This is a genomic window from Pseudomonas sp. GW821-FHT01C01, assembly GCF_059422645.1.
Window position 1 is genome coordinate 237747 of the sequence record NZ_JBWKXF010000001.1, and the last position, 16161, is coordinate 253907.

Consider the following 16161-nt stretch of genomic DNA (forward strand, 5'->3'; position numbering starts at 1 on the left):
TATGAGCGAGAAGAACACTCCAGTGCTGCGCGAGTCCGCGACCTTCGACCGCCTGACCATCCAGGAAATCCAGCGTGCTGCCGAGACCGGCATCTACGACATTCGCGGCGGCGGCACCAAGCGTAAAGTGCCGCACTTCGACGACTTGCTGCTGCTCGGCGCCAGCGTTTCGCGCTACCCGCTGGAAGGCTATCGGGAGAAGTGCGGCACCGACGTAATCCTCGGCAATCGCTTCGCCAAGAAGCCGATCCACCTGAAGATTCCAGTGACCATCGCCGGTATGAGCTTCGGTGCATTGTCGGCCAATGCCAAGGAAGCACTGGGCCGTGGCGCCACCATTGCCGGCACCAGCACTACCACCGGCGACGGCGGCATGACCCCGGAGGAGCGAGGTCAGTCGAAGCATCTGGTCTATCAATATCTGCCGTCCCGTTACGGCATGAACCCCGATGACCTGCGCAAGGCTGACGCCATCGAAATCGTCCTGGGGCAGGGCGCCAAACCCGGTGGCGGTGGCATGTTGCTGGGCATGAAAGTTACCGAGCGGGTGGCCGGCATGCGCACCTTGCCGATCGGCGTCGACCAGCGCAGTGCCTGCCGTCACCCGGACTGGACCGGCCCGGATGACCTGGCGATCAAGATCGCCGAGATCCGCGAAATCACCGATTGGGAAAAACCCATCTATGTGAAGATCGGCGCGAGCCGGCCTTACTATGACGTCAAACTGGCGGTGAAGGCCGGGGCCGATGTGATTGTGCTCGATGGCATGCAAGGCGGCACCGCGGCGACCCAGGAAGTGTTTATCGAACACGTGGGCATTCCGATTTTGCCGGCGATTCCGCAAGCGGTACAGGCTTTGCAAGAGATGGGCATGCATCGCAAGGTTCAATTGATCGTATCGGGGGGGATTCGCAACGGGGCCGACGTGGCCAAGGCCATGGCGTTGGGTGCCGATGCAGTGGCGATCGGCACGGCGGCGCTTATTGCGCTGGGCGACAACCACCCGCGACTGGATGAAGAACTGCACAAGATTGGTTCGGCGGCCGGTTTCTATGACGACTGGCAGAACGGCCGCGACCCGGCCGGTATCACTACCCAGGACCCGGAACTGTCCAGGCGCCTGGACCCGGTGGAAGGTGGTCGCCGTCTGGCCAACTACCTGCGGGTGCTGGTGCTGGAGGCGCAGACCATGGCGCGGGCTTGCGGCAAGTCGCACCTGCACAATCTGGATCCTGAAGACCTGGTGGCCTTGACTGTGGAGTCGGCCGCCATGGCACGGGTGCCGCTGGCGGGCACAAGCTGGATTCCGGGTTCGGGTTACTGAGGGCCGATTTACCCTCTGTGGCGAGGGAGCTCGCTCCCGCTCGAGTGCGCAGCACTCGCTGTTTTTTGGGGGCGCGATGCGACCCAGCGCGAGCAAGCTCGCTCGCCACAGGTGTTTGGAAGGCCTGACCAATCGTGTCAGGTCATTCCTGTTCAAGAGGTCTCCTGAGAGATCCGCGTACGTTCACTTTTGCTCACTGCCAGACACTTTCTATTCTTTTGCAGGAGCTTTGAACATGGTCAATCGTCTTCTCGGCAAATCCTTACTTGGCGCGTCGGTCGTCGGCGCGTTCGTGCCGCTGGCGCAGGCGGCTGAAGCGCCGACCCTGAACACCGGCAGCACCGCGTGGATGGTGACGGCGGCGGTGCTGGTGTTGTTCATGTGTCTGCCGGGCCTCGCGTTGTTTTATGGCGGTCTGGTGCGGGCGAAAAACATGCTGTCGCTGTTCACCCAGTGCTTCGGTATCGCCGGACTGGTGGGCGTTTTGTGGGTGATCTACGGTTACAGCATGGTGGTCGACACCACCGGTATGGTTGAAGGGGAGGTGACGTTCAACAGTTTTGTCGGCGGGCTGAGCCGGGCGTTTCTCGCCGGAATGACTCCGGAAAGCCTGGTCGGCGAGATACCGGAAGGGGTGTTCGTGACCTTCCAGATGACGTTCGCCATCATCACCCCGGCGCTGATCGCCGGGGCGTTTGCCGAACGCATGAAGTTCTCGGCGGCGCTACTGTTCATGGCGCTGTGGTTCACCCTGGTGTACGCCCCGGTGGCGCATATGGTCTGGGGTGGTGCGGGTGCCTTGATGCATAACTGGGGCGTGCTCGATTTTGCCGGTGGCACCGCTGTGCACATCAATGCCGGAGTCGCTGCGCTCGCCGCCTGCCTGATCCTCGGCAAGCGCAAGGGTTACGAAAATACGCCGATGCCGGCCCACAACCTGAGCCTGACCATGGCCGGCGCGGCCATGCTTTGGGTCGGCTGGTTCGGTTTCAACATCGGGTCCGGCGGCGGCCTCAGCGGCACCTCCGGTATCGTCATGCTTAACACCCAACTGGGTGCCTGCGCCGGGATCCTCGGCTGGATGTTCACCGAGTGGTTCAAGGTAGGCAAGCCGAGTGCGCTGGGTCTGGCCAGTGGTGCGCTGGCGGGGCTGGTGGGCATTACCCCTGCGTGTGCCTATGTGGGTGTAGGTGGCGCCCTGGCGATCGGTTTGCTGTGCGGGGTGTTCTGCTACTTGAGCGTTACCGTGCTCAAACGGCGTTTCGGTTACGACGACAGCCTTGATGTGTTCGGTTTGCACGGTATCGGCGGGATGATCGGCGCGGTATTGACCGGCGTCTTTTGCGTACCGTCCCTGGGTGGGTTGGTCGAAGGTGTGACCATGGGCGGTCAGGTGCTGGCGCAAATCAAGGGGGTGCTGCTGACGACGGTGTACTGCTTCGTCATCAGCTGGATCATTTTGAAAGTGGTGAATGCCCTGGTTGGCTTGCGCGCCGATGAATCGGTGGAGGAAATGGGCCTGGATCTGGCCGAGCACAACGAACGTGCCTACAACCACTGATCGTTACTGTTGAACATTGTAGAAGCGAGCTTGCTCGCGATGGTCGTTAACGATAACGCGTGTTTACTGGCTAAACGCGGCGCTATTGAGTCCATCGCGAGCAAGCTCGCTCCTACAGTTGGGCTCAGCTCAATGCCAGGTGACTGACCGACGACTGCTCGTGCGTCTGGGCAGCACGCTGTAGCTGGCTGGCGATCAGGGTGTTCTTCAGCAGATAGGCAATGGTCATCGGCCCGACACCACCGGGCACCGGCGTGATCGCGCTGGCCACGGTGCGCGCACTGGCGTAATCAACATCGCCGACCAGGCGATTGCCCGATTCGTTGGCAATACGATTGATGCCGACGTCGATCACCACCGCCCCGGGTTTGAGCCAACTGGCATCGATCAGATTGGGGCGGCCCACCGCAGCGACGACAATGTCCGCCAACCTGCACAATGCTGGAGCATCGACGCTGCGCGAGTGCACCACGCTGACCGAGCAGTTGGCCTGCAACAGCAGCGTCGCCATCGGTTTGCCGACAATGTTCGAACGGCCGATGACGACCGCGTGCAAGCCACTCAGGTCACCGCAGGTTTCGTGCAGCAGACGCATGCAGCCGCTGGGTGTGCAGGGCGTCAGGACCTCAATGCCCTGGACCAGTCCACCGACGTTTTCCCGATGAAAGCCGTCCACGTCCTTGATCGGATCTATGGCATGAATCACTGCCGCCTCGTCGATATGGGCCGGTAATGGCAATTGCACCAGGATGCCGTTGACCGTGACGTCGGCATTCAGTTGCGCAATCCGTTCCAGTACATCGTTCTGGCTTACGTTTGCCGCCAGACGGTACTCCAGGGAACGGATGCCGACCTCCTTGGCCCGCAGCAGTTTATTGCGCACATAAACCTCGCTGGCCGGGTCTTCACCGACAAGCAGCACGGCCAGGGCAGGGTAGATCTGTTGTCGCGCCAGGACCTGAATCTCTTCTCGAACCTCCTCGAGAACCTGGGCGGCGATGGCTTTGCCGTCGATTTCGCGGGCAAGTGCGGGGATGGTGCTGATCAAAAGAGTCACCGTTGTCTTGATTGTATGGGGACGATGCGATCATCGAGGCGCCGTTGCACCCCGATGACTCATCACAGACCTGCAGGCAAGGACGCTCAGGCTACCAGTTGATGGCAGCCGTATACCACCAACACGCCCGCGATCAGCGTGGCATAGGGCAACCAGCCGGCGCGTTTCAGGCCGGCATCGGCTTGAACGTACAGGTCGTCGAGCATCGCTTGCGGGAAGCGCCCCTTGTCTTGTACGTAGTGACGGAAGCAGAACACTGGCAGGATCAGTAACGCCAGCAGTAGGCCCGTCACCAGCGTCCCCGCGCCCCAGATATCGGCGCCCAGTCCCATGCAGGCCAGGTTGACGAAACTCAGTACGCCGCCGGCCGCCAACAACAGGGTGGGAGCTTTGTATGGTCGTACCCAGTCGGGACGATCCAGGCGGTGGATCCAGCCGGCATTGAGGTTGAGGAAGTTGAAGATGATGTAGCTGACGTTGGACGCCGCGAGCACGAATACATAATCGGACATCAGCAACAGCAGCAGATTGAATGACAGATCTGTCCACATTGCCGCGGTGGGGGCGCCGTGTTCATTGGTGCGCCCCAGGTATTTTGGCAGCCAGCCGTCCACCGATGCCTGATACAGGGTGCGCGACGAACCGGACATGGAGGTCATGATCGCCAGCAATGTGGCCAGGACCAGCATGATCAGCACGATGTTGGCGACCACCTTACCGCCGCCAATGCTGTCCGCCATGACCTGACCAACGCCCATGCCGCTGTAGATCGCTGGCGCTAACAGACCGCTGTAGACCGCAGGGGTGATGACTGCACCGCTGGCATCGAGCACGGCCGGTGTGACTAACTGACCAAGACCGAGACTGCCTTGAAACGCCAGGGGTACCAGGGTGAACACCAGAATGCACAGCAAGCCGGCATAGAAGATCGCCTTGAAGGTGTCGCGCTTGGGGTCCTTGAATTCCCGGGTGTAGCACACCGCCGTTTCGAATCCGTAGGTCGACCACGCAGCCATGAACAGCCCGCCGGCCATCAGCGACCAGCCGGACAGGTCCCATGGCCCGTCGATGACTTGCCCGGCCGCATCATGCGCGAGCGGGTACAACGGCAGGAAATTGGCCTGGGCCGCATCCCCGGTGAACAAAGGCACCACCCCCACCAGCAGCAATGGAATCAGTGACGTCACACCGAGCACCAGGGTCAGGCGTGCCGAGCGCAGGATGCCACCATGTTGCACGGCAAAGACCGTCAGCAGGATCAACAGGCCGATGGCGAATGTCGCGTTGATCCGTAGCGACAGGCCGCTCTTGATCCAGCCCAGATCGACCAAAGTCAATTGCCAGGTGTTGATCAGCGCGTCGGCGGGAAACAGCGCGGTGAGGATGTAACCGGCCGCCAGCCCTGAGCCAATGGACAAAACCGGGGACCAGGCCAGCCAGTTGCACCACACCGAAACCGGTGCGATCAGCTTGCTGTAGCGCACCCAGGCGACTGCACCGTAGACCGAGGCGCCACCGGATTTGTGTGGGAACAGCCCGGCGATTTCGGCATAGGTGAAGGCCTGGATGAAGCCGAACAGGATCGACACGATCCAGACGATCCAGGCCGGTTTGCCTACCGTTGCGGCAATCGCGCCGATAGAAAACAGCACCAGGGCGGGCACGCCACTGGCGACCCAGAACGCCCCGCGCCAATCGATCTTGCGGTGCAGGCTGCCCACTGAACTGGCGGCCTGCGGTACGGCCTCGAACGTAGTCGCTTCCATCTTGGTATTCCCATGTCTGAAAAAAGCAGGACCCTGTAGGAGCGAGCCTGCTCGCGATGGACATCCAGGCACCGCGGACAGTCAGGCAACCCGGTTATCGTTGACGTTCATCGCGAGCAGGCTCGCTCCTACAGGTGTGTATGGGCAGTCAAAAGGTTGATCAACTACGCACCCGGCTCTTGTCCGGGTCGTAGAAAATCGCTGCGGTGACCGTGGCGCTGATGCGCTTCTGCAGGCCATCGACTTTGCCGATCTCCAACGCTGTGCCGACGTCGGCGCAGGCCACGTCGACCCGGCACAGCGCGATATTGCTGGCCAGCAGCGGCGAGCGGCAGGCACTGGTGATGACGCCGACCTGAGCCCGGCCGTGGTACACCGGGTCACCGTGGTGGGCGCCTTCGTTACCGCTCAGTTGCAGGCCCACCAGCTTGTGGGCGGGATGGGCGCTGCGCCGTAGCAGGGCGTCGCGACCGATGAAGTCATCGGTTTTGCTTTTCAGCGGTACGCAAAAGCCGATTCCGGCCTCGAACGGATCGGTCTGGTCGCTGAATTCGTAGCCGGCAAAAATCAGCCCGGCTTCGATGCGCAGCATGTCCAGCGCTTCCAGCCCCAACGGCACCAGGCCCAAGGGTTGGCCCAGTTGCCAGATCCGGTCCCAGACCCGCTCGGCATCCTCAGGCTGGCACCAGACTTCGTAACCCAGTTCACCGGTGTAGCCGGTGCGTGAGATCATCAGCGGGCAGCCGTCGTAACCGTCCAGGCGGCCTACGAGGAAGCGGAACCAACCGAGGGTTTCCAGGCTCGGTTGGGTAGGGGGTGTCCAGACCATCTGCTTGAGCAGCTCGCGGCTCATTGGGCCTTGCACCGCCAGGTTATGGATCTGCTCGCTGGCGGACTTGATCCAGACCTTCATGCCAAGCTTCTGCGCCTGCTCACGCAGCCAGACCCCGGCGTAGTCTTCGCCGCAGATCCAGCGGAAATTGTCCGGGCCCAGGCGCAGCAAGGTGCCGTCGTCGAGCATGCCGCCGTGCTCGTGGCACATGGCCGAGTACACCACTTGACCGACCGCCAGGCGCCGCACATCCCGGGTCAGGCAGTACTGCAACAAGGCTTCCGCGTCGGGGCCGATGATTTCGAATTTGCGCAGGGCGGTCAGGTCCATCACCGCCACTCGCTCGCGGCAACCGACGTATTCCTCGATCGCGCCATAGTCGTCATAGCGCAGTGGCAACCACCAGTTGCGGTAGTCGACGAAGCTGCCGGTCAAGGCGCTGGTGCGTGAGTGGAACGCGGACTCACGGGTGAGAATCGGGTCGGCATCTGCCGTGGTTCGAGTGCTCATGGCGATGGAAAAACGCTCCTTTTCGCTGTAGACGCGGACATGGATATCGGTCGGGTTCCAGCCATTGGCCGGGTCGATGTCATCCGGGCACGAAGTACTGCCGCACACCAAGTCGGTCATGGCTCGCAGCAGCACGTAGTCGCCGGGACGCGACCAGGGTTCATCCAGGGTCATCTGCTGGTGCGCGTCGATCCCGGTATTGAAGAAAAAATTGATCGCCGGCCAGCCATTGCGGGCCTTGACTCCATGGGGCGCGAGCACTCGGCTGAGGTTGTCGCTGCAGTTGTCGTGCCCGAAGTAGCCATGGCTCTCGTAGTAGCGCGCGGCGCAGGCCAGGGCGAAGGAGTCGTGGCGGCCGACGGTGTCGCGCACAACCTCCAGTATTGGCTGCATCTGCCGGTCGAAAAACTTTGAGAACAGTCCCGGTGCCGGGTAGGCGCTGCCGTTCAGGGTGCGGGTCACGGTCTGGTCCAGGTCCAGTTCCAGGCCGCGATCCAGTGCCCGTCGATCCAGAGCGACGAAGTCCGAGCACTGGCGACCGGCGACATCCAGCACCTGCACATACTGACCTTTGCCAACGGTGTAACTGTGGGCGGTGCCGGCGCCGATGGTGAACTCGTCGAGTAACTCGCCCAAGGGTTCGGGCAACGCGGGGAGCAGCAGCGGCGAGGGATTGGCTCGAGTCACCAGCAGCCGCAGCTCGCTGGGCCGGTATTGCCGGTCAACGGCGGTCGGTCCGTCGGGTGCCGCGACGATCACCAGTAGCTCATCGCTGGCGACGAAGCGGCGGCTGAAGTCGGCAGGGCTGTCCTCGTCCCAGAGTGAGGCGGCGCTGGGCAGGTGTTGTGGATCAATCGCGCGTCGGATCAGCGCCTGGCCAATGCGGCGCGACTGCAAGGTCGGTTCGGCGAGCCGTGCGCCGATGAACCCGCAGGCCGTCGAACCGCTCAGTGCCCAGGCCGCCAGGGCGCTGCGACCGAGCATATCCACGGCCAGCAATTCGCAAGGTTGCCGGCCTTCGAGGTCGATCACTTGCAGGCTGTCGCCGGGCTGCAGCGCGACCAGGGTCAGGCCGCCGGCGGCCACCCGATAGCGCTCCAGGGCCGGGGCCCGGGCAAAGAGTCCGGGCTCCCGCGGACGGGAAACACGAGGTGCGTTCATGGTGGGCTCCCGGGTCAACCGATCGACTTGACGGACATCGGCGGTTCAGCGAGGTACGCCGCCATGGAATCGTCAAGGGCATGCAGCCAAGGCGTGTGGTGGGGTGGCGACTGGGTGCCGGTCATCAGCGATCGGTAGGACTTGTCGCGGTAACCCATGATGTTGCGGGCCTTGTCGTGCTTCCAGTGCAGGAAGGTGTCGTTGACTGCAGCGATATCGAAGTTCGGGTAGTCGGTGGCGTCCACCAGTTGCTGGATATAGGCACCCTGGTATTCGAACATCTGCTGGTTGGTTTCAAGCTGCTGTTCACGGGCATGCCATTCCTGACTATCGGCGGCCCTTTGTGCCTGGTCGGGTAGGGCGATGCGTTGCAGGATCACGTCGCGGGCGTACCAGGCCTGGGCGTCGAACATGTTGAACGAGTACCACTGGTCCTGCATGCCGAGGTAGATCAGTTGCGGGTTGGGCTCCCAGAAAATGCCCTTGTACAGGTTCATCGGCCATAGCCGGTTGTCGGTCTTGAGGCACAGCTCGTCCGGCAGGAAGGGGAAGTGATGTTTGTAGCCGGTGCAGAGGATCACCGCATCGATGTGCTTGTGGGTGCCGTCGATAAAGTACGCGCGGTTTTTTTCCAGGCGCTGCAACAGCGGTTTTTCTTCCCAGTTGGCGGGCCAGTCATAGCCCATGGGCGCGGTGCGGTAGCAGCTGGTGATGCTGCGGGCGCCGTACTTGTAGCACTGTGAACCGATGTCTTCGGCGGAATAGCTGCTGCCGACGATCAACAGATCCTTGCCTTTGAACTCCAGCGCCTCGCGGAAATCATGGGCGTGCAGGATGCGCCCGGCGAACTGCTCGAATCCTTGGAAGTACGGCATCTTCGGCGTCGAAAAGTGCCCGCAGGCGTTGATCACATAATCGAACTGTTCCGAGGTCTGGGTATCGCTGCCGTGGTCGTGGGCGACCACCGTGAAGCGGCGAGTCTCTTGGTCAAAGGTGACCTGGCGCACCACATTGTTGAAACGGATGTAGTCGCGAACCCCGGCTTTTTCGACGCGGCCCTTGATGTAGTCCCAGAGCACTTCCCTTGGTGGATAGGAGCCGATGGGGCGACCAAAATGTTCTTCGAACGTGTAGTCGGCGAACTCCAGGCATTCCTTCGGTCCGTTTGACCACAGGTAGCGATACATGCTGCCGTGCACCGGCTCGCCGTTTTCGTCCAGGCCGGTACGCCAGGTGTAGTTCCACATGCCGCCCCAATCGCTCTGCTTTTCGAAGCAGACCAGTTCCGGAATCTCGACGCCTTGGTCGCGGGCCGACTGGAAGGCTCGAAGTTGCGCCATGCCGCAAGGGCCGGCGCCGATGATTGCCACGCGTAAGGTCATGATCGTGCCTCGTAATGAATTCATCGGATAAAAACAGCAGCGGCGCTCAGCGAAAGATCACTGTCTTGTCCTGGTTGATGAACACTCGATGTTCCAGGTGGTATTTCAGGGCTTTGGAAAGGGCGACGGTTTCGGTGTCGCGGCCGATGGCAACCAGTGAATCGGGCAGGTGCGTATGGTCGACTCGCTGGATTTCCTGCTCGATGATCGGCCCCTCGTCGAGGTCACTGGTGACGTAGTGGGCGGTGGCGCCGATCAGCTTCACACCCCGGTCGTACGCCTGGTGATAGGGTTTGGCGCCCTTGAAACCGGGCAGGAATGAGTGGTGGATGTTGATGGCGCGCCCCGACAACTGTTGGCACAGCCCGTCGGACAGAATCTGCATATAGCGGGCGAGCACCACCAGGTCGGTCCGGGTGTCTTCGACGATGCGCATCAGTTCGGCTTCCTGACTGGCCTTGCTGTCCTTGGTGACCGGCAGGTAGATGAAGCGGATGCCTTCGCGTTCGGCCATCGCTCGCAGGTCCAGGTGGTTGGAGACCACGGCGGTGATTTGCATGTCCATCTCGCCCTTGCGGTGGCGGTACAGCAGGTCGGTCAGGCAATGGTCGAACTTGCTGACCATCAGCAGTACCCGGGTCGGCTCGCTGGAACAGAACAGTTGCCAGTGCATGTCGAAGCCGCCGGCCAAGTCTCCCAGGCCCTCGCGCAGGGCACCGATATCGCCGCTCACGCCAGTGTTGAAACGGAACACCGCGCGCATGAAAAACTGCCCGGTGAACTCATCGTCGAACTGCGCCAGTTCGCTGATGTAGCACTGCTGCCGGGTCAGGCAGGCACTGATTGCGGCGACGATGCCGGACGCTGCCGGGCAGTTGATCTTGAGAATGTAGTGTTCGCTGGAGGTGTCCATCGAGGGCTCCCTATGAAAGTGGTGGAGGCTCAGCCCTTGGCCGTGCGCTTAGTTTTTTCCGGGTCGTCGAAGGGCAGGGTGTGGGTCACGGCGGCGCTTTCCTGGCTGCCACGTACCTGCAGGGCATGACCTGGGGCGGAACAGGCGACGTTGATGCGGGCAATGGCCATGGAGCGTTTACTCAGGCGCGAATACATGCCGCAGGTGATGACCCCGACTTGCTTGTCGCCCTGCCACAACGTGTCGCCAGCCTCGGCGGCACGGACGCCTTCGAGCAACACACCGGTGATTTTGAAGCGCTCCTTGCCACGTAGCCGGAAGTGCTCCTCGGCGCCGCGGAAGTCGCGTTTGTCCGGCGAGACGGTAAAATCCAGGCCCATTTCCCAGAGGGTGTCGCCGGCCTTCTGATCGGCAAAGGGGTACATCTGCGAGTTGTCATAGGGGAAGAACATCAGCGAGCTTTCTACCCGCAACCAGTCCAGGGCGGTAAAGGCACAAGGGATGATGCCCAGACCGGCGCCCTGTTCGAGGATCGTGTCCCATAGCGCCGGGGCATCGGCGGCCTTGCAGAAAATCTCGTAGCCGCGTTCGCCGGTATAGCCGGTGCGCGAGATCATCACCGGGCGGTCGAACAGCCGGGTTTGCAGATGATGGAAGTAAGGCAGCTGGCGGATTCCGGGCACATGCTCGGCAAGAAAGTCTACGGCCAGTGGTCCTTGCAGCGACAGGTTGTGCAAGTCGTCGTCGAACAGTACCGCCACTTGTCGGCCCTGGGCCGAACGCACCAGCATTTCGTAACCAGTGCCAGCACCATGGACCACCATGAAGGCGTTGGGGCCGGTGCGGTAGACGACGCAGTCATCGACGAACTTGCCATCCTCGTCGAGCATCGAGGCGTACACCGACTTGCCTGGGTAGAGCTTGGCGATGTCGCGGGTGGTCGCCCATTGCAGAAGGCTTTCGGCATGGGGACCCACGTAGTGGACTTTTTTCAGCCCGGAAACGTCCATCAGTCCGGCGCGGGTGCGGATCGCCTGATGGTGATCGGCCAGGTCGCTGGCATAGGTCCAGGCAGTGCCCATGCCATTCCAATCTTCCAGGTTCGAGCCGAGTGCGCGGTGGCGCTCGGCGAGTGCAGAAATACGCCATGAATGAGTCATGTAAAAATCCTTGTCGTGGGAAAGTTGGAAAGTCAGGCTTGCGGGTCGAAGCGGCTCAGCCACTCGACCAGGGTCTGGCGGTACCGGGTCATGCCCTTGTAGTCGGCGATCGGCTCGGGCAGGTCGCGCAGCACGCGGTGCAGGCGGCAGCCCCAGCCAGGCTGAGTGACCAGTTCGTCCATGCTGATCAGGTAGGTGCGGATGCTGAACATCACCGCATTGCTGCGGGGCAGGCGTACCATCACCTGCAGTTCGACCCGCAAGTGCACCTGTTGCCCGACGTTGTCGGCAGTGATGCGGCCGCGGTCGGCGCCCCATTCATGGAAAGTCTCGGGGGAGGAGTCCAGGCGCGGATTGATGGTCAGCGTCCAGTTCAGACGCCGCACCGGCTGCCCCACTTGCAGGTTGAGCAAGTACTTCAGCGCACGGTCGAAGATACCCATCTGGTGGGCCATGGGCACCGGCGAATGCCACTGCTTGAAACTCATGCCGGCGTCGAAGGCCAAGGACCAGTCGGCCGGGCTGGTGACGATGCCGGCATCCATGAACAAGTCGTCGTCACGCTGATCGAGCAGGGCAAAATCGCCCTGGACCTGCCGGCCGATGAACTCCAGCGGCTCGCACGGCAGACTCGTGGCATCGCCGAACACAAAGCGCTGATCGATCTCCAGCAACTGATTGCGCCAATGCCAGTGATCACCATTGCGCTCCAGCTGAAACGATTGGGGGTAATCGGTGGAAAGATTTTCCATCAGCATCTGCAGGGCATCCCAGGCGGCGACCTGCATGTGCGGCAGCACCAGATAGCGGCGCGGATCCTGGTCCAGGACCAGCGCCCGCTCGGCCATTTCCGAGCGGTAGTGTTCGTCGATGTCAAAGCGGTACTGATAGATCGAACCGGGATCGCGGGAACTGGCCGGTTCAATGTTCACCGAATACAGATAGCTGTCTTCGCTGAAGGGAAAGGGAAAACGACGGATCGCCGCGGGACTGTTGCGAAAGCTGAAGTCGTCGCGATAGGTCAGCACAGGGCTCGATTGAATGGTCATGGTCGACTCCTAAAGATCCAGCGAAACGGAAGGGCCGCAGCCGCGCGAGACACAGGGCATGAGGAACTCGGCCTGTTCGGCGGGGCTGAGAAAGCTGTCGCGGTGTTCGATTTCGCCGCTCACATGGCGGGTCATGCACTGACCGCAGACCCCGCCGCGGCACAGATTGGGCACTTGCAGGCCGGCGGACTCCAGGGCTTCGAGCAGGCTTTGCTCGGCACCGACCCTGAGGCGTCGGCTACTGCGCTGCAGCTCCAGGTCAAAGGGCTGGCCCGGTTGCGCAGCGTTGAAGGCTTCCCAATGCACCCGGCTTTTCGGCCAGCCAAGGGCTTTGGCCTGTTGCCGGACAGCATCGAGCAAGGGTTGTGGGCCGCAGGTGTAAACGTGGCTGCCCAAAGGCCGGTCACGCAGGATGCTGCTCAGGTCCGGACGGCGGTCGTAGATGTGGAGGCGCGACCCCAGGCGCTGTTGCAACACATCGAGGTAGGCATCGCTTGCGCCTGGGCGACACAGGTAATGCAGTTCGACGTTTGCCTGTTGTTGCTCCAGGGCCGCGATGTAGGCCATGAAGGGTGTGATGCCGATACCGCCGGCGATCAGGATGTGCAGGCTGGCGGTCAAGTGCGGGGCGAACAGGTTGGCCGGTGGCGAGATCTCCAGGGTGTCGCCGACCTGGACACGCTGATGCAGGTAAAGTGAGCCGCCGCGGGAGGCTTCTTGCAGGCGCACGGCGATGCGGTAACAGCGGTTGTCCGCAGGATCGCCGGTCAGTGAGTAGGCGTTGCGCAGTTTACCTTCGGCCAGCGGCAGGTGAACCTGCACATGGCTGCCGGGGGAGAAGCCAGGCATGGGACCGGCGCACGACTCCAGGGTGAATTCGCGCACCACCGGCGTGAGCATTTTCGCTGTGCTGACCCTGACTTTGAGGACGGCGCTCATGACGTGGTTCCGGCGTATGGCTGATCGGGATTGGTGCAAACGCCGAGGTAGGCGCCCAGGCGTTGGGAAAAGTGTTCGCGGACATCCAGTCCGACCTCGCAGCCGATACAGGTCAGGACCGACTCCGGCCCCGCCGCCTGTGTCAGCCCGCAGTGCACGCAATAGACCAGGCGTGCGCCGCCGATCGAGCGGCTGATGTCGATCTCGTCGTTCTCCAGCCCGGCGCTGCGTGCCAGCCCGTGGATACGCCAGATAAAGGCCTCGTCGCCCATGATGTAGAGGTGGCTACCGACGGTGGCGTTGGCCAGCACATTGTCCAGTCGACGAGCGAAGTCGGCGTTCTCACCGTTCAGTACCAGAGGCTGTTCCAACTCGCCGACAAAAGGCGCGCAGGCTATTGCCGATTGCATCACCACGATGTGCCGGGTAACGGCTTCGCGCGGCAGCGGCTGGCGATACCGTGGAAGGCTGTGAAGTCGGTCGAGGGCGGCGCTGTGTCTATCCGTCATGCTGGCGTTCCTGGCTGATCCGCACTGGTCTGAAGGGCGAAATAGTGGGTGTTGGACAGGCTTCTTGTTTCCTGTTGGGGAAGATAATTTCCTACGGGGAAAATCTTCTCAATCTGGAAAAAGAGTTATCTCTTTGGAGGTAGTCCGCGATTGCGGGACTTTCGGGGCATGGAAGTTGCTCGTGTTTACGCAAGGTTGAGCAACGGGACGGGGAGTCATCGACAGTGCAGACACGACCGCAGTGGTGGGCACGCTGGTTTGGGCGTATCCGACCCGAACAGATGCGCAGTGTGCGCAGGCTGTTGGTCGGGTTGCCCTTGTGCCAGGTGCACGCTGACGGTGCCTTGCCGAGGTTTCTCGACCGTTTCGAAGCACTGGTGCCTACGTGCAGATTGAATCTGATCCTCGGCGGCGAAGACCTGGGGCCGGCGCGCCGGGGGCTGATCGATGGCTGTCAGGATGTAGGGAGCTGCCCTTGGCGCAACGCAACCCTGAGTGACGTGCCGCAGGTCTGCGCGCCTTGTCGGCAGCGCGGCGTGCATCGTCTGCTGTGTGCCTTGCCCGAGGATGATGGGCCGAACCAAGGCCAGTTGTTACTCGATACACCGAGGCCGGTCGACGCAAGCTGGCAGCGGTTGCTGGAGGAGACGGCGCAGGCGGTCGGGGTGACCGTGCGTTTGCTGCGTCACAAGCGTGAGCAACAGCGCAAACAGGCCACTTCGCAGCATGGTGCCTTGGCCCGTGAGCTGCACGATTCGGTGGCTCAGCAGTTGGGCTACCTGTCGTTCCAGGCGCGTTTTCTACAGTCACGGATGAAGGAGCCAGAGCAGGCGAGCGCTACGTTACAGGAGCTGCGCGGTGGCTTGAGCCAGCTGCAACGGCAGGTGCGGGAGCTGATCACCAGTGCCCGTCTGACCATGGACGGGCGCTCATTGCGTCAGGCCTTGGCCGATTCCGTGGCAGAGTTTTCGCGACGCTGCATCATCGTTTTCGAACTGGACAATCGCCTGGCCGACGATGCCTTGAGTCCGGAAACCGAACTACAGGTCCTGCAGATCATTCGCGAAGCCTTGACCAATGCAGTGCGTCATTCTCATGCGCGACACGTGCGCATCGAGTTGCGGCAAAACCAGGACGGTGATGCCGCTATCTCGGTGGAGGACGACGGCATCGGCCTGATCCCGGCGTCTTGCGAGGAAAACCACTTCGGCCTGGCGATTATCCGCGAGCGCGCCGCCAGCATCGGCGCTCGCTTGTCTATTGAAGCGATTCGTCCTCACGGAGTGCGCGTACACCTGGGCCTTTCCCCCAACCTGGACCTGCCACAAGGGAGTCACGATGGACTGCACGACCTTATTACTGATCGATGATCACCCGCTGTTTCGCAAGGGACTGGCACAGCTGTTCGGCGCCAGCGATGACTACCAAGTGGTGGGGCAGGCCGCCAGTGGCCGCGAAGGCATCAACCTGGCCGTAAGCCTGGCACCACAGCAGGTCTTGCTGGACTTGCACATGCCTGGCTTGAGTGGTTTGCAGGTACTTGATGAACTGCGGCAGCTGCGTCTCGACTGTCAGGTAGTGGTGCTGACCGCGTCGATGGATCGCACTGAGCTGTTGACGGCCCTGCGCCTGGGTGCCAGTGGTTATGTGCTCAAGGAAACCGAGCCAGATGCGTTGCTCACCTACATGCGAAATTGCAACAAGGGCACGATTGTCCTGGACTCGACCCTGGTCTCGTTGCTCGCCGACCAAGGCGAGCCAGTGCCCGGATCGGATCAGCCCGATACCGGTAACCTGACCGAGCGCGAGGGCCAGACGCTGGCCTTGATCGCTGTCGGCATGAGCAATAAACAGATCGGGCGGGAGCTGGGGATCAGCGATGGCACGGTCAAAATCTACGTGAAGAATCTTTTGCAGAAGCTCAATCTGCACTCACGCCTTGAGCTGGCGGCGTGGGTGCATAACGGCCCATCGGTGAGACATTAGGAGCGACATTAG

The 16161-nt window shown here is 61.9% G+C and carries 13 protein-coding genes; 4 read left to right on the forward strand and 9 right to left on the reverse strand.

The features are described from left to right. The first annotated feature begins 1 nt into the window (after nucleotide 1). Nucleotides 2-1324, forward strand: a complete 1323-nt coding sequence (locus AC07XF_RS00940) for an FMN-binding glutamate synthase family protein (protein WP_495025026.1) — start codon at nucleotides 2-4, stop codon at nucleotides 1322-1324. Between the two features lie 235 nt (nucleotides 1325-1559). Beyond that, the gene (locus AC07XF_RS00945; protein WP_116263715.1) at nucleotides 1560-2885 is read left to right on the forward strand and encodes an ammonium transporter; all 1326 of its coding nucleotides are present in this window, start codon (nucleotides 1560-1562) and stop codon (nucleotides 2883-2885) included. 124 nt (nucleotides 2886-3009) lie between these two features. On the opposite strand, the gene folD is transcribed toward AC07XF_RS00945, so the two are convergent. From folD to AC07XF_RS00990, 9 genes are all read right to left on the reverse strand, one after another. Then, nucleotides 3010-3933, reverse strand: coding sequence for a bifunctional methylenetetrahydrofolate dehydrogenase/methenyltetrahydrofolate cyclohydrolase FolD (gene folD, locus AC07XF_RS00950; RefSeq protein ID WP_495025027.1), 924 nt, complete (start codon nucleotides 3931-3933; stop codon nucleotides 3010-3012). A gap of 95 nt (nucleotides 3934-4028) precedes the next feature. Next, complete coding sequence (locus AC07XF_RS00955; protein WP_495025028.1) at nucleotides 4029-5708, reverse strand: APC family permease; 1680 nt, start codon at nucleotides 5706-5708, stop codon at nucleotides 4029-4031. 160 nt (nucleotides 5709-5868) lie between these two features. After that, nucleotides 5869-8211: a trimethylamine N-oxide demethylase gene (locus AC07XF_RS00960; RefSeq protein WP_495025029.1), complete on the reverse strand. Its 2343-nt coding sequence runs from the start codon at nucleotides 8209-8211 to the stop codon at nucleotides 5869-5871. A gap of 14 nt (nucleotides 8212-8225) precedes the next feature. Next, nucleotides 8226-9593, reverse strand: a complete 1368-nt coding sequence (locus tag AC07XF_RS00965; protein WP_495025030.1) for a trimethylamine monooxygenase — start codon at nucleotides 9591-9593, stop codon at nucleotides 8226-8228. Nucleotides 9594-9639: 46 nt separating this feature from the next. Further along, complete coding sequence (purU, locus tag AC07XF_RS00970; protein ID WP_495025031.1) at nucleotides 9640-10506, reverse strand: formyltetrahydrofolate deformylase; 867 nt, start codon at nucleotides 10504-10506, stop codon at nucleotides 9640-9642. A 29-nt stretch (nucleotides 10507-10535) separates the two neighbouring features. After that, a complete protein-coding gene (locus AC07XF_RS00975; RefSeq protein ID WP_495025032.1) occupies nucleotides 10536-11666 on the reverse strand; it encodes an aminomethyl transferase family protein in 1131 nt (376 codons plus the stop codon). 32 nt (nucleotides 11667-11698) lie between these two features. Then, on the reverse strand, nucleotides 11699-12715 hold the full coding sequence (locus AC07XF_RS00980) for a heme-dependent oxidative N-demethylase family protein (protein WP_495025033.1): 1017 nt from the start codon (nucleotides 12713-12715) through the stop codon (nucleotides 11699-11701). Between the two features lie 9 nt (nucleotides 12716-12724). Next, the gene (locus AC07XF_RS00985) at nucleotides 12725-13654 is read right to left on the reverse strand and encodes a PDR/VanB family oxidoreductase (RefSeq protein ID WP_495025034.1); all 930 of its coding nucleotides are present in this window, start codon (nucleotides 13652-13654) and stop codon (nucleotides 12725-12727) included. Further along, a complete protein-coding gene (locus AC07XF_RS00990; RefSeq protein ID WP_495025035.1) occupies nucleotides 13651-14163 on the reverse strand; it encodes a dimethylamine monooxygenase subunit DmmA family protein in 513 nt (170 codons plus the stop codon). The genes AC07XF_RS00985 and AC07XF_RS00990 overlap by 4 nt, the downstream gene beginning before the upstream one ends. Before the next feature lie 290 nt (nucleotides 14164-14453). Here AC07XF_RS00990 and AC07XF_RS00995 point away from each other — a divergent pair, with 290 nt between their 5' ends. Beyond that, nucleotides 14454-15533 (forward strand): sensor histidine kinase, encoded by a 1080-nt coding sequence (locus AC07XF_RS00995; RefSeq protein ID WP_495025036.1) that lies wholly within the window; start codon nucleotides 14454-14456, stop codon nucleotides 15531-15533. Then, entirely contained in the window at nucleotides 15502-16149 is a 648-nt protein-coding gene (locus tag AC07XF_RS01000) for a response regulator (protein WP_495025037.1), read from the forward strand. Before AC07XF_RS00995 ends, AC07XF_RS01000 begins: the two co-directional genes overlap by 32 nt. Nucleotides 16150-16161 lie beyond the last annotated feature (12 nt).

Bases quoted from the DNA above. Each gene is read 5' to 3' on its own strand.
- AC07XF_RS00940 (WP_495025026.1), top strand. From the start codon at position 2: ATGAGCGAGAAGAACACTCCAGTGCTGCGCGAGTCCGCGACCTTCGAC.
- AC07XF_RS00945 (WP_116263715.1), top strand. From the start codon at position 1,560: ATGGTCAATCGTCTTCTCGGCAAATCCTTACTTGGCGCGTCGGTCGTC.
- AC07XF_RS00955 (WP_495025028.1), bottom strand. From the start codon at position 5,708: ATGGAAGCGACTACGTTCGAGGCCGTACCGCAGGCCGCCAGTTCAGTG.
- AC07XF_RS00960 (WP_495025029.1), bottom strand. From the start codon at position 8,211: ATGAACGCACCTCGTGTTTCCCGTCCGCGGGAGCCCGGACTCTTTGCC.
- AC07XF_RS00965 (WP_495025030.1), bottom strand. From the start codon at position 9,593: ATGACCTTACGCGTGGCAATCATCGGCGCCGGCCCTTGCGGCATGGCG.
- purU (WP_495025031.1), bottom strand. From the start codon at position 10,506: ATGGACACCTCCAGCGAACACTACATTCTCAAGATCAACTGCCCGGCA.
- AC07XF_RS00975 (WP_495025032.1), bottom strand. From the start codon at position 11,666: ATGACTCATTCATGGCGTATTTCTGCACTCGCCGAGCGCCACCGCGCA.
- AC07XF_RS00980 (WP_495025033.1), bottom strand. From the start codon at position 12,715: ATGACCATTCAATCGAGCCCTGTGCTGACCTATCGCGACGACTTCAGC.
- AC07XF_RS00985 (WP_495025034.1), bottom strand. From the start codon at position 13,654: ATGAGCGCCGTCCTCAAAGTCAGGGTCAGCACAGCGAAAATGCTCACG.
- AC07XF_RS00990 (WP_495025035.1), bottom strand. From the start codon at position 14,163: ATGACGGATAGACACAGCGCCGCCCTCGACCGACTTCACAGCCTTCCA.
- AC07XF_RS01000 (WP_495025037.1), top strand. From the start codon at position 15,502: ATGGACTGCACGACCTTATTACTGATCGATGATCACCCGCTGTTTCGC.